The organism is bacterium, from assembly GCA_023150945.1.
In the GTDB taxonomy this organism is placed as follows: Bacteria; Zhuqueibacterota; Zhuqueibacteria; order Zhuqueibacterales; family Zhuqueibacteraceae; genus Coneutiohabitans.
Map to the genome: position 1 here is coordinate 123,522 of JAKLJX010000005.1, position 14,571 is coordinate 138,092.

Annotated in this window: 4 protein-coding genes; all 4 read right to left on the minus strand. The window is 59.2% G+C overall.

Annotation, left to right across the window (positions count from 1 at the left end; translation table 11 throughout):
• Positions 1-198: 198 nt before the first annotated feature.
• Positions 199-8,496, minus strand: a complete 8,298-nt coding sequence (locus L6R21_08815) for a CHAT domain-containing protein (protein ID MCK6559291.1) — start codon at positions 8,494-8,496, stop codon at positions 199-201.
• A 173-nt stretch (positions 8,497-8,669) separates the two neighbouring features.
• Positions 8,670-11,702 carry an AAA family ATPase gene (locus L6R21_08820; protein MCK6559292.1) on the minus strand — a complete coding sequence of 1,011 codons (3,033 nt, stop codon included), beginning with the start codon at positions 11,700-11,702 and terminating at the stop codon, positions 8,670-8,672.
• A 170-nt stretch (positions 11,703-11,872) separates the two neighbouring features.
• Positions 11,873-12,235 (minus strand): aspartyl protease family protein, encoded by a 363-nt coding sequence (locus L6R21_08825; GenBank protein MCK6559293.1) that lies wholly within the window; start codon positions 12,233-12,235, stop codon positions 11,873-11,875.
• A gap of 100 nt (positions 12,236-12,335) precedes the next feature.
• Complete coding sequence (locus tag L6R21_08830; protein MCK6559294.1) at positions 12,336-14,342, minus strand: molybdopterin-dependent oxidoreductase; 2,007 nt, start codon at positions 14,340-14,342, stop codon at positions 12,336-12,338.
• Positions 14,343-14,571 lie beyond the last annotated feature (229 nt).

The window sequence follows — 14,571 nt, forward strand, 5'->3', positions numbered from 1 at the left end:
TTTGATTCCTCGAGTTTGATGCGTCACATGTGAATCACCCGTGGGTGCCGCCGCGTGCGCTTGCCTGTGCCGGATTGCCGGCCGGTAAGCCCGCAGCCTGGCGGTTGGTGTGCCGGTCAAAAGCGTCTGGTATTTTACAATTCTTTTGCTCAAACGCAAGCGTCTCGTCGAGGTGCCGCGCGACGAATCAGAATCGCGCTAGCGCCAGTCGCCCGTCAAGCCGAAGCTGGCCCAATAGGCCGGATGCCGGTTGTGATAATCGCGCACGAAGCGCTGGGCTTGGCGCAAGGCCTCGGCTTTGCCGGCACCGGCTTCGAGGTAGCGATAGAAGCGCTTGACCGTGATGGCGGTGGCGAGATCATCGACCGTCCACAGGCTCGCGATCAGCGCGGGTGTTCCGGCGAAGAGAAACGCGCGCGCCAGGCCGATGACCTCATCGCCACCGGTCACCTTGGCGAGGCCGGTTTCACAGGCGGAAAGCATGACGAGATAGGTGTGCAGCTTCAGGCTGAAGATCTCATGCGCTTCCAGACGGCCGTCGTCTTCGCCGGAAGCCGGCGCCAGCAGCAATGCCGAGAACAGTGGGTTGCGTTCATCATACACGCCGTGGCAGGAGAGATGAACGAGATTGGCGCGCCAAATCCCGGCAGCCAGCGCCGCGGGCGTGGCCGCCTCGCGGCTGTAGCTCTCGATTTGGCCGAAGGTGAATTGCAGGCTCTCGATCTCCTTGGCCGCAAACGGCAGATCATATTTGGCGTCGCCGACCGCAGGATTGCCGAGCGCCAGCACGCGATAATTGCTGCGAGCCTCGGCAAGAATCGCCTCGCCCTTGCGGTGACAAAAACCCAGCACGGTCGCGCTCGGCGCCAGCGCCAGGGCGTGCGCGTCGATGAGATAGGTGCTGTCGGCTTTCTGCAGCGCGGGGAAGGGCACATAGTGCAAGGGGCCGTGCGGCACGATGACGAGTTGCCTGGCATTCTGCAGCAGCGGCGCAATCGGCAGGATCAGTTGGTCGTACAACTGCCGGCTGAAACTTTCAACCGAGGCGCGCTTGGTGATGGCCTTGCGCAATTGCAGAATGAGATCGCTCAGCTTGCCGCGCTCCAGGGGCGTGGCCACCGCGCGCACTTGCCGCCGGTCGACCACCCAGCTCACCAGCCGGTCCTTGGCAAAGAAGTATTCCACCAGCGCCACGCTGTCGGGCAGGAGGCCTTGCACCGCCTGCACCGGCAGCGGCTCGACGCTCACCAGATCCGCCAGCTCGGGATTGGCGGTTTTCATTTCCACTAGCAAGTCCGCATAGGCCTTTTGCAGGCCGGCCAGGGAGTCTTGCAGCGCGGCCATCGTCAGCCGATCGCCGGGATCCGCGGAGGCATTTTGCTGCAGCGCTGTAATCCTGGCCTGCGTGAAGCTGATCTGATCGAGCAGCCGGGTGCGCCGCGCCAGCAGGTGTTCGCCGGCGCCGGCCTGCCAGTCGACCGCGCTGTTGGCGAGCAAATCGGCAAAGCTGCGCGATTTGGCGCGCTCGGCGAATTGAAAGGCCTCGGCCTCGCGCTTCATGAGCAGCAGCAACAACACCGCTTCTTCGTAGAGGTCGCTCTTGTTGTCAATGAAACCGCTGCGGTATTCTTCCACCTTGATCTTGGCGCTCTGGCGTTCGACGCTCGCAATCGCGCGCTGATAAAATTCCAGCGCCGCGGCCGTCTCATTCGATTGCTGCGCCAGCCGTGCGAGCTGCCACAGGCAACGCCACTGCAATTCTTCCAGCGCGATCTCTTCGGCTTTGGCCAGCGCCTGCTGCAGGGTGATCCGTGCCGGAGTTTTGTGGCCGCGCTCCAATTGCAGGGTGCCTCTGGTGTAGAGCGCCTGCACCAGCGCCCGCTGATCTCCCAATTTCGCGGCCAGCGCTTCGGCTTTGTTCAAGTATTGCTGCGCCGAGTCACTTTGGCCGAGAACCTGGTACACCTGGCCAAGATTGTTGAAATCGTACAGCAGGCCGCGCTCGAAATTGAATTGTTGATCGATGGCGCGCGCCTGCAGGAAGCTGGTGAGCGCCGGCTGAAACTGCTTTTGTTGAATGTAAACCAGGCCGAGGTTCTTGTACACCGTGGCCTGCTCACGCTTGGCTTCCACCGGCTTTTCTTCCTCCCAGGCCAGCGCGAGTTGCAGCGCGTGCTTTTCCACATCCAGCGCTTGCTCGAGTTCACCGAGGCTCATGAGAATCAAGCCGCGCGCGTTGTGACCGCGAATGTCGAGGGCCGGATCGCGCCGGGCCGCCGCAAGCTCCAAGACGCGGTGCTGATGGCGTAGGGCATTCTGGTAATCGCCGTTGAGCCACTCGGTTTCGGCCAGCGCCTGCATGGCCGCCGCGAAATTGGCGGTGTCGGCCAGTGCCGCAAACGTGTCCGCCGCCTGTTGCAGCCGGGGCAGCCCTTCGCCATAAGCCGCCAGCCGGGTGAAAGCGATGCCCGCCAATTGTTGCGCCACCGCCAGCGCGCGCTTCTCCGCGGCTGCATTTGCCGGTGCAGCGGCGGTGAATGCTTGAATCGCATGCTGCAGATAATCCAGCGCCTGGTTGTAGCGATCGGCTTCCAGCGCCAGTTTGCCGAGCAGCGTCTCCACCAGCAGGCGCGGCAGCGGCTGGCGCTGCTCCGCCAGCAGCCCGGCCGATTGTTCCGCCCAGCGCAGTGCGGCGGCGTAGTCATTGCGCGCCTGCGCAATCTTGGCCAGTTCAAATTGCGAGCTCGCCCGGGCCATCGCATTGTTGGCCTGTTCCGCGAGCGCCAGGTTCTTCAGCTCGGCCGCTTCGGCGGCGGAATAGTCTTGCAACTCGCGGCGCCAGACCGAGAGATTGCGGTAGCTGCGCGCGGCTTGCCGCTGGTCCCCGGCAGCCAGCGCCTGCGCGAGAATTCGCTCTTCGATGGTGCAGGCCGTCGCGAAATCTCTGCCCGCTACCGCGCTTTCCTTGATGCGCTCTTCGAGACGCTGCACGTATTCCGGCCGGCCGAGCTGCTGCGCCATAGTGAGCGCGGATTGGTAGTAGCGACTCGCTTCGGCGTAATCGTCTTGTTGCCGCGCCTGCGTGCCCTTGGCCACGGTGAAATCCAGGCGGCTGGCGGCAAACTGATTCTTCTCGGCCGTCGTCATGCCGGCAAATCCGGCCAGCTCAAAGGCTGCCCAAGCAGTGGATTGGGGATGGCGTTCGCGCACCGCGGCCTGGGCTGCGGCCAGCGCGGCAATGGCCGGTTCGGTTCTGAGCGCCGGGTAGAACGTCTCACAAAAAGTCGTGCGAATCTCAGGAGACACGCGCCATTGGGTGAGTACGAGCGAAGGCGCGCCGCAGTAAATCAGGCAGCGCTGCAGGGCAATCAACTCCTCGCCGGTTTGCGCGCCGTCAAATGGAAAGGCCGCGTTGGGCAACACCACCAGGCTGGCGGCCAAATCCAGCTCGAACATGCGATAGAGCGGAAAGAGCACCGTTGCCGGCAGCTCACTCTGCGGCTGGCGCACCAGCAGGCGCAGTCCCGAGGACAAAGGATGAGTCGGTTGCGACAGGAATTGATGATTGATCTGCAGAATGCCGGCGCTTTGCACGAGTTGCCGCGCCTCGCCGTTGCGCCAGTCTACCCCCTGCCGCACTTGCATGGCGTTCGCGGCCGCGAGTTGCACCGCCTTTTCCGCCTCGGCCGCATCTTGCAGCACCAGGATGTTGCCGGCGTTGAGATTCTTGTTGTGCAGCGCATAGCTGAATGCCGCCAGACTCGCAACCTTGGTGAAGCCGAAAAGATCGAGTGCGGTTTCGCCCTGGTAGGAAAGCGCGCCGAACGGCAGATAGTGCAGGCAATCATCCGGCACGATGACCAGGTTGGAATAGGAATCCAAATCCGGAATTCCCGCCAGCAGCAGTTCGCCCAACTCCGCGGCCAGCGCAGCGCGCGCCGGATTTTGCTCAATGAGCGCCTGGCGAAATTGCTGCACCGCCAGCCGCAACTGTGACCGCGCAATGGCCCGGCGCGTCTGCGTCAGCCCCGTGGCGCTCAGGCACCACACGATCGTTTCATTCTCACCGACAAAATAAGAAAGCACGGCAGTGGCTTCATCGAGTGAATCCTGCACCGTGCTCAGCGCCACGGTTTGCACGCTGAAGAAGCTCGCCAGTTGGGGATTCTCCTGCAGCGCTTTGGCGATGACCTGCCGGTATTCGCTCTCGGCCTGCGCCAGCTCGGCGTGCACGCGCGCCAGTTCTTTCGGCCGTTGCGGCTCTTCCGACTCCAGTTTGCGCAGCTCCGCGCGCACGCTGCTGATTCTGCGCTGCAGGAAGGGCGCCTCGCCGCCGCCCTCGCCCCACAGCAACCGATGGCGCTGGCGTTTGGGCACGAGATAGCGCGTCGCCACGAGATTAGCAAACTCATGCGCACGGCTGCGCTCGCTGAGTGCCAAGGCCTCGCGGCGGTTGCCCTCGCCGGCGAGCAGCGCGATGGCATTCTCGTAAAGCTCGCGCTGCTCCTGCGCCTGCGCAAGGCGCTGCTCGATTCCCTCCGGAATGATGGGCAGCCCTTCGAGAATGTCGAGAGCGCTGTCATACCAGTCCTGCGCGGATTTTTGCGCCGGCGCACCGGCGTTCGTCTCCGGGCTGCGCCAGAGTGTGGCCAGTGTGCCGAGGGCATGCTCCACGCGCCAGGTCAGCTCGGCGAGATTTTTCTGAATGCTCAGCTCGTGCGCGGCCTGCAGATGCTGCAGCGCGGGCGGATAATCCTGCGCCAGCACGAACAGGCTGGCGAGGTTGCGGCGCACGATCACTTCTTCCGCGAACAGTCGGCGGTTGGCGGCCAGCGCCAGGGCGGTGTCATAAGCGGCAGCCGCCTGGGCGAGGTGATGCAGCGCGTCCCAGGTGGCGCGCACATCGCGATCCAACTCGCTGCGACCGTTGGCCAGCGCGGCCAACGCCGGCGCGCGAGACTCGCGGGCGCCGCGCAAGCGCCTTTGCGCCGCGTTGTAATGCAGGCTGCCGAGCAAATTGAGCACGGCCACTTTTTGGCGCGGTTCGACCACGGCGGCTTCTTCGATCTCCGGCCGCAGGATTTGCGCCCGGTGTTCGATGACCTGCAGCAGCGAGTCGGCGCGGCCGGCGGGCTGCTCGGGCAGCAGCGCCACATTGCCCAGGTTGATCAAGTTGACGATTTTGCCGGCGGGAATTTGGTAACGCTGGCAGACTTGAAACGAGGCTTCGAAATACGCGAGGGCCTTGTCGAAATCATGCTGGCTGTACCACAGGTCGCCCAGGTTGTTGAGCGCGATCGCCTCGCCGGGCCGGTCTTTGCGCTGGCGCGCTGCCGCCACTTTTTGTTCGTAAGCCGCCAGCGCCTCGGGCAATTCCTTGCGCGCTTCGTGGCTGGCGCCGATGAGGGTGAAGATCAGCGCTTTTTCCTGCTCGCGGGTCAGGCCTTCGGTGCTCGACTCGCCGAATTGATCCGCATTCATCCAAAACACCGGCAGCCCCAGCAACTTGATTTCAAACTTGCTCTTTTTGGGCTTGGGGAAACCGCTGTCGCCGCGCAGCCGCAGCAGCGTCAAGGAACTGTCGCTCTTTTGAATCGCCTCTTCGGTCTCTTCATTTTGCAGATGATTGTGCGCGATGTTGCGCAGCACCAGCGCCTGGTTGTGATTGCGGTATTCGCGCTTGCCCGCTGCCAGCACCGCGCTGTAGTGCTCGTTGGAAGATTCAAAATCTCCCAGGCCCTCGTAGAGCAGCGCCAGCCGGTTGAGGTTGCGCAATTCGCCGTCGGCATCGCGCAGGCTGCGGCACAGCCGTACCGCTTCTTGCAGCAGGGGAATGGCCTCCTGCGACCGGCCGCTCACCCAGGCGCATTGCCCCGCGCGCTCGTAAATCACCGCCTGCTGTTTGGTGGAAACAAAGCTGCTGTCGTATTGCAGTTTGATCAGATAGTAGCGCAGCGCGTTCTCGAAGCCGAATTCGCCGAGATTGTAGTAGTTGTTGGCGAGATTGAGCGCCAGATTGGCCTCGGTGAGCGGCGCCACCTTCTCATCATTGACGGCGATGCCGGCGGTCAGCACGTCGATGGCTTTTTCATACCAGCGTTCCGGCGGCCGCGGCTTCTGCAGTGTGAGGGCGCGCACGGCATTGTCCAGCAGCCGCGGCGTGGCCAGCGCGATCTTCTCGAAAAAGCCCTTCTTGCGCCGGCGTTCCTGCTGTTCGAGATTTTCGATGGCCTCGTAGTTGAAACCGAGCGTGAGATAGGCCGGCACCAGGCGGTAATTGATCGCCAGACTGCGCTCGATCAAGACGCAGGAGCGGCGCAGCAGGCCGACATTGGTTTCGCCCTGGTAGGAATAAGCCAGACCCAGGCTGTACAGGAGAATATCGTTGTCCGGCGCTGCCGCGTTGCGGCGTTCGTATTCCGCCACCGCCGCGTCGCTGTTTTCCAGCCGGTGCATGGCTTCGAGATAGCCGCGATGGGCCTCGAGATTGGTGGGATCATACTCGCGCGCCTGGCGAAAGAGCGCGAGCGCCAGCTCGGCATCGCGGCCGCGCAGCAGTACGCGGCCGCGCGCAATCAGCGCCGCCACCAGTTCGGAGCGCGCCTGGCTGAAAGCACTTTGATCTCCGCCCCGGCGATCACGCGCGAGCAGCGTGGCAAAAACTTGCGAGGCGCCGGGCAGTTCGTTATCCGCCAAATGCAACCGCAGCAGCGCCAGCGCCACGCGGTCGGCGAGATTTTGCAAATAAAGCCCGCGCTGCGTTGCCAACCGGTCGAGCAAATCGTGATACTCGTTGGTGGCGAGCTTAAGCTCGCCCTCGCGCGCGAGCTGTTGCGCAAGCTGAAAGCGCGCCGTGAAACTGACCTCCGGACGGGTGGCGTACTTCTGGCTGAGCAGTTGATAGGTGGCCAGCGTGTCGCGGCCGGCATTTGCCACCGCGAGCTGCAACAGCCGGTCACAACCCGCCGCCTGCCATTCCCATTGCTCGGGAAACAGCGTGACGATTTTGAGATAGGCCTCTTCCGCGGCGGCCATGCGGCGGCCGCGCGCCAGTGTCTCGCCCGCAAGCAGCAAGGCCTGATAACTGTACTCGCCAAGCCCGGGATAATCGCGCGCAATGGCGAGCAAATGGCTGACGCCGGTCTCGCGCTGGTTTTGCCGGAGCAGAATCCTGCCGAGCGCCAGGCAACAGCGCGCCTGCACTTCCGGCCAGCTCTGCTCGCGCTGCGTGATGGCGTTCAGGAGTTGCACGTCGCTGCGCGCCGCGGCCAGCTCCACCTCCGCCAGCGCTGCTGCTTCATCCCGCCCCGGATCACCCTGCTGCACCACGCTCCAGATCGCCAGCGCCTGAATCGTGTCGCCCAGCGCCAGGAAGCGCCGCCCCATCTCGACTTCCGCATGATTGATCTGCCGCGCGGAATCGGGAAAGTCAAACGGAATGGCCGCGAGCGTGAGAATGGCAAGCTCGTGATTGGGGAAGCGCCGCGCAAACGCGATGCTCTCGCCCGGCGCGGGATAGCGCGCCAGCATGCCGGTCTCCGGAATGCGCCAGAGATCGAGATTGCCATAACGATTGGCGGCATAGTAGATGGCGCGATCGCTGCCCCAATACGGAAAGAGCGCGCCCTCTCCGCCGGGTGTGATTTGCAGTTCGCGCGGCACTATGAGTGCACGGCCGGCCTCATCGGAAACCTGCACCAGGCGCAGATGAGTGCCGGATTGTTCCGCGGCGGTTTCCGTGCGTTGCACCACCAGCATGTCACCCTGCGGCGACCAGCTCGGGAAACGGTTGTCTCCCACAAAAGTCACTTGCCGGGGTGGTTCCGTGGCGCGCGTATCCGCGGCGACGATGAACACCTGCCTGCCGGAATGGCCGGCCACCGGCGCCACCACCGCCAGGTGCCTGCCATCGGGAGACCAGGCGGCGTCGCTGCCGGCAACATCGCGCAGCGGATGGCTGGCTTTGGTTTTGACATGATAAAGCCAAAGCTGTTCTCCGCCACTCGCGCCACGACTGAAGGCAATGGCGCGGCCCTCCGGCGAAAAGACGGGCGACACCTCGCGCACGAAGTTGCTGGTCAGGCGCGTGATCTTGCCCGGCAGCAGGCGATCATGCTGCGCTTTTACTTTCAACAGAAAGAGATCACCCTCGGCGTCGTCGCGCCGCGAGATGAAGACGATGAACTTGCCATCCGGTGACCAGGCCGGGCTGAAGTCATCGCTGGTATGTGTGGTGAGCGGGGTGGTTTGGCCGCCGGCAGCGGGCTTGGCCCACAGATCATAGTTCTTGTTGCTGCGTGAAACGTAGACCAGCCAGCGGCCGTCCGGCGATAGCGCGGGCATGAGGTCCGGCTCGGGATGGGAGGTCATGGGGTGTGGTTCGAGCAGTGCCGCGCGGCCCTCGGGCCGGTTGGCCGCCGGAGTGGGCGTTGGCAATGCGGGCGATTGGGCAAACGAGGATATGAATAGAATTGTGAGAAAGAGAAGGATAGTCATATTCTAAGCTCGGACCGTTGGCTCAGGAGATTGTATCGACAGATTGGGAACGTCTCGACAGGCTATTTAGAAGTCGATAATCACGTTGGGTAACAGAAGGCCGATTTTGGAAGCTAGATTCGTTAGACCAAGACCGTTTGAACAGAATCCTGATTAGTCTGTTGACTGGAAAGTCACGGGGATTTTGAAATGTTCACCAATTCCTGAAATATCGGTTCGCTGCGAAGTGGATCGAGAAGATCATCTACCAAGGCATGTGTTCGTGCATCGATATCCAATAAAATTGCCTGTTTCAGAAGTTCAATCGCTTCGGGATGTCGTTTCAGTAGTGCAAATGCAACTGCGTGGTTGTACCGATCAGGTACGGTGCTAATAGGGAGTTGCAGTGCCTTATCAATATCATACACTGCAGCAATCGAATTGCCGACTGCAAAGTATGTAGCCGCTCGACGTGTCAATGCAAATGTGTCCTTCTCGTCTCTCTCCAGAACATTATCAAAATCTGCCAAGGCTTTTTCATAGTTTTTCATTCTTCGGTGTATTTCGCCACGATATCCAATGGGTGTTGTAAGTTCACTGTCGAGTTCTATGGCGCTATTAATTTCAGCTAGCGCTTTTTCATATTCTCCCATCTGGCATAAAGCCCAACCCCTCCCAATAAGTGCTCCAGCAAATTTCTTATCCAATACTGTAGCACAATCAAAATCGGCCAATGCGTTTTCGAATTGGGCCGTTGCCCGATAGACCTCTCCACGCTTGGTAAGTAGCTGCGCGTCCTTGTCGTTAAGCTTGATCGCAAGGTTCAGATCAGTAAGAGCTTTATCGTATTGTCCTAGATCCATGTGGACCTGGCTACGCCTGATAATTGTCCAAGCGTCCTTGGCATTGAGTGTTAGCGATTGATTCAAATCATTCAAGGCGTTTTCGTATTGTCGTTGCAAGCGATAGGTCTCTCCGCGATGCGCCAGTATTGAAGCATTTTTCGGGTCAAGTTCATGGGCGCGATTGAACTCGATCAATGCCAGATCATAGCGTCGTACTTGCCGATATGTAAGGCCACGACAAGCAATCGCCCACGAGTACTTTTCGTCCAGTTCAATAGCACGATCAAAATCCGCTAGTGCTTGGTCATAATTCTTCATTTTGCGATGGGTCTCTCCTCGCTGAGCTACATAGAATGCCTTCTTCTCGGCGAGTTCGATTGCACTATTTAGATCTGTCAGGGATTTCTCATAATTACCGATTTGACGATAGGCCTGGCCACGTGCTGCGAGTGCCCAAACGTACGCTTTGTCGAGTGCTATAGCACAGTCAAAATCAGCTATTGCATTCTCATATTGAGCCATTAACCGGTAGGTTTCACCGCGATGAGCAAACGCCCATGCGTACTTTTCATCAAGCTGAATAACACGGCTGAAGTCATCAATTGCCTGCTCGTGTTTGCCAACCTTACGGTATGTTTCTCCGCGACTGGCAATTGTCCAGGTATACTTCTCATCAAGAGTTATTGCATGATCCAGTTCTATCAATGCACGCTCGTGTTGATTAGTAAGTCGATAAGATTCTCCACGAAGAGCATGAATTTCGCAGCGGGCTGTTGGCGTTAGGTTATGCTGGAGCTCAAGTACTCTGAGCTTCTCAATTACTTCAGAATGGCGATCATTGTTATGATTCTGATAAATGGCTATCAATACTTCGCCATTTCTGTATAAAGCTGATGAGCCTGCATCCGACCCGGCTTGTAAACAGACTCTGGCAATGTTTTCGGAGAACTTCCAACGCCAACGGGACGCATGCAAAAAGGCACTAGCCACTTCCGAGAAGTTCCGGTCAGGCTGCGCGCACACGGCATGATACACGCGTTCGCATTCCAGTTTTCGCCAATGATCATTCTCGTATGCAGATTGACCTGACAGGTCGAACTGCGTTTGAGTCTCTGTAAAGTACTTTGCTAGCCTTTCGTGAGTCGTTGAAAATTCATTGGGGCTCGTATTGCGTAAGTGGCGCAGCATAAGCTCACGTACCTTTTCATGGTAAAAAGAACCTCGCTGATTGTCGGTGCGGACATAGCTTTGCGCAGAGAGCCAGTTAAACATTGTCGTTGACGCGTCGTTGAGCGCTGCACTCAGTATGTCCCGATTGAACTGTCGGGGGATGGCGGCAAGTATTGCTACAATTCGTCGCTCTTCCTGCGGTGTCCATTGCAGGAAACGTGTGACAGCGTCTCTACTGATGTCTTGCAAGGGTACGCCAGGCTGCGGTCTGGTGGCGGCAAGCAACTCCACCAAAACCGGTAATCCACCGCTATCCATTTGAATTTGTGCTACTAATCTGTCATCGGTGATATTGATATCCGGATTGCTCAGATATAGTCGAGTTTCTTCAGGTGTAAATGGTTCTAATGTAATGTGGCAAAGCATGCCTGATAACTCGGTCCAGTGCTGTTCGAGTGGGTCACGACCGCTGATGACAAACGTGATACCTGTATTGAATTCACCATATTCGAACCTGAACAACGCCAGTAGCCATGATGCGAGAGTATCACTTGTGCGTTCGAACACATCAAACATCAGTATGAGCCGCTGTCGTTCGGTAGCATGGTTGAGTAAGCTCACAAAAAGAGGAGTAAGCATACGCTCAGGCTCTCGCAACAACTGCACTTCATCTTTGTTGCCCCAGCGCGAGAGACCGTAGTTTACTAGTTCAGCAAGCGCTTCTCCTGCGGTTTGTGGATCAATTTCGTCAAAAAACACTCCAGCCACAGGTACTTTGCGCAGATTTTTAATAGTAAAATCTGATACACCACGTGTAACAACACTTAGCATACTTCGGGGAGCTTTCGGGTCACTCTCCATTTCTTCGCGCAGTTCGTAGTACTTTTTGCAGCGCTCGTCAAATTCTTTGTCTTGAATATCATACTTAGCAAGTTCAGCGGCAACGTGACGCATGGCAGCGATAGGATACGGGAAACGATCATTGCACGCAATTGCCAGCGCATTGATGCTGGATGATGATGCAATGTGTTCGAATTGTCTGAGGAGTGTGCTCTTGCCTACGCCACCTTCGCCAGTCACGGCAAAGACCATGTAGTTCGGTACGTCACTCGCAAAATTCTCTTCAAAGACGCGGAGTTGCTCTCGTCGCCCGACGAAATTTTCTTTGCGCCGCTCCTCACTGATCTTTTTCCATGAGATTCGTTGACTCACAGTGTGGCATCCTTCCCCAATTCGTGGTTTTTGATGTCAGGTTATTTGCCAACTCCCAGACATGCAAGCATGCTATGGTTGTGAAAAGACTATGTTCACACTTAGGCGACTTTTTTTCATGTCTTCATTTCCGTATTCTCTTTGTCGTTCCACGGCTGGACGATCTGATTTTATTTCGCCCGCAGGGCGCGGCGGCGGCTGATGGTATGATTTTCCATATCAATGACCAGCCGGAAATCCTGCAGCAAATGCGTGCCGGCAATCGGTTCGGCTTCCGGCGGACCAATGACGACGTTGCCGGCCACGCGCTCACCGCCGAAATCGAAAAAGCATGAGCCATAGGGGAATTCTTTGATACTGCCGTCTGCCAGAGTCAGTTCAACTGTTCCCAGTGGCTCGATTCCCAACTCTGCCGCGTCTCTTTGGGTGATCCAAGCCCGGGTTGCGCCGGTATCGACAAGGAAAGAGATTTCTTTCTGACGCTCGAGATCGTGAAGGTTCGCCACCGTGAGTTCCAAATAGATGTCGCCCATTGTTCTACTCCTCTTCGACGTCTCCAAAATTCACAGACAAGGCCCTGCAAGGCGACAGAATGATAAGCACGCCCTCGCATTGATGCAAGCCTCTTTTGCATCAGCGCCACCGCACCACTTCCACGCGCGCATCATTGAAGCAGGCGCCGCCGCCGACCACGTTGAGCGTGTCCGGCGCCAGCGCGTTGGCGGTTTGGCCGTTGCGCGAAGCTTTGCGCCAGGCGCCCTTGGGCATCACCACCACGCCGGGCCGCACCAGCGCCTGAATCTTCAGACGGCACACGACTTCGCCGAGAGCATTGAAAACTCGCACCAACTCACCAGTCCGCAAACCGCGCGCCGTCGCGTCCGCCGGATTCATTTCGAGATAAAGCGCGGGCAGGTTGTATTCCGCCATCGTGCTGTTGATCGCTTTGTCGGTGGCGGGACTGATCAGCGCCAAGGGAAACGCCGGGTCGTTTTCCTCTGCGAGAAATTCATAAGGCTGGCCGCCGAGCTGCGACAGCGTGAAGTGAACCTTGCGGTCCGCCGTGGCCGGAAACGCCGTGACGAATTGCACCGGCGCGCGTCCGGGAAAATCGAAGAACGCGATTCTGTCGCGCTGCAGTTGTTCGAATGAAATCTCCCTGCCCATGCCGCGCATGGCCTGCGCCGCACGCTCGAGATACGCCGGTGTGCCCGTCTGAAAGTCGGCATCACTCCAGCCCATGGCGCGGCCGAGCAGCGCAAACACTTCTTCGTTGGGCTTGGCCTCGCCGGGCGGCGCAATCACCGGCGCGCTGTACTGCAGCGCATAGCTGCCGTAGGCTTTTTTGATCTCGTGTTGTTCCAGAAAGGTGACGGCCGGCAGCAACAGGTCGGCGTAGGCAGCAGTGTCAGTCATCACCTGATCGAACACGACCGTGAACAAGTCTTCGCGCTGCAAGCCGGCCAGCACCGCGTTTTGATTCGGCATGGTGGCCACGGGATTGCAATTGTACACGAACAGCATTTTCACCGGCGGATTGTTCTCTTCCAACAGAATCTTGCCGAGGCGGTTCATGTTGATCACGCGTGCGTGCCACGAGTTGCCGCTCACCATCATGCTGTCATCCCAGCGAAACGCCGCGCTGTTGCTGAGCGTGTAGCCGCCGCCGCGTGTGCCGAATTTGCCCAACACTGCCGGCAGCGCGAGAATCGCCGCCGCCGCCTGGCCGCCGTTGCGGTTGCGTTCCAGGCCCCAGCCCAGGCGAATCACCGCCGGCTCGGATTCCGCGTAGAGCCGCGCCACGCGTTCGATCTCCGCCGCCTCGACGCGTGCCAGCGCCGCCGCCCGCGCCAGGGTGTAAGGCTCCGCTTTTTCGAGCAGGGTCTCGCTGCCAACCGTATGCGCGCGGATGAAATCCCAATTCAGCAGGCCGTGCTCGTGCCAGTAGCGAATCAGCGCAAGCGCCACGGCCAGGTCTGCGCCGGGATAAATCGGGAGATGCAGATCGATCTCGCGCTCGGAAAAATGGCGCACCGGATCGATCGTAATGATTTTCGCGCCGTTCGCCTTTGCTTGTTTCAAAAACGGCACCAGATGAATGTGAGTGGCCTTCGGGTTGCCGCCCCAGATGATGATGCAGCGGCTGGCCGTGTAGTCTTCAAATGCGACGCCGGCCATCTTGCCGTACATTCCTTTTGCCGCCTCGCCGGTGGGCATGGCGCACACCGCGCGCGCCAGCCGCGAGGCCCCGAGTTTGGCGAAGAAAGCTTTGTCGCTGGTATCCTGGCCGAGCAAGCCGTTGGAGCCGCCGTAGCTGAACGGCAGAATGGCCTCGCCGCCCCAACGGCTTTGAATCTCGCGGCAGGATTGGCAGATGATTGCCACTGCTTGCTCCCAACTGATCCGCTCGAAACGGCCTTCACCTTTGGCGCCGCAACGCCGCATGGGATGCAACAACCGTTCGCTGCCGTACACACGCTTGCTGAAGTTCGCCACTTTGGAACAAATGAAACCAGCGGTGAGGGGATTGCGGTGCGAGCCGCGAATTTTGCGGACGCGGCCGTCCGTCACTTCCACCTCCAGACTGCAAGTGTCCGGGCAATCCATTGGGCAGACGGAGGGCAGGGTTTCCGTGGGCATGGCTGGACTCGATTGTTGGTTGAGTGAATGGCGATGATTGGTTTGCAGGCTGACTGCGACGAAGCGGGCGCAAAGTAGATAACGGCAAGAGGAAAGTCAAGCGGCTGCCGCCGAATGACAGCGCCAGTGACAATGCCGGGCCTTACAGTCGGCTTGAACCAACAGGATTAGCAGAATTAACGGGATTGAAAGGGATCGTAAATGTTTAGCCAGTTGAAGAAACCCACCG

Coding starts and splice junctions, on each gene's coding strand:
- L6R21_08815 (MCK6559291.1), bottom strand. CDS start 8,496: ATGACTATCCTTCTCTTTCTCACAATTCTATTCATATCCTCGTTTGCC.
- L6R21_08825 (MCK6559293.1), bottom strand. CDS start 12,235: ATGGGCGACATCTATTTGGAACTCACGGTGGCGAACCTTCACGATCTC.
- L6R21_08830 (MCK6559294.1), bottom strand. CDS start 14,342: ATGCCCACGGAAACCCTGCCCTCCGTCTGCCCAATGGATTGCCCGGAC.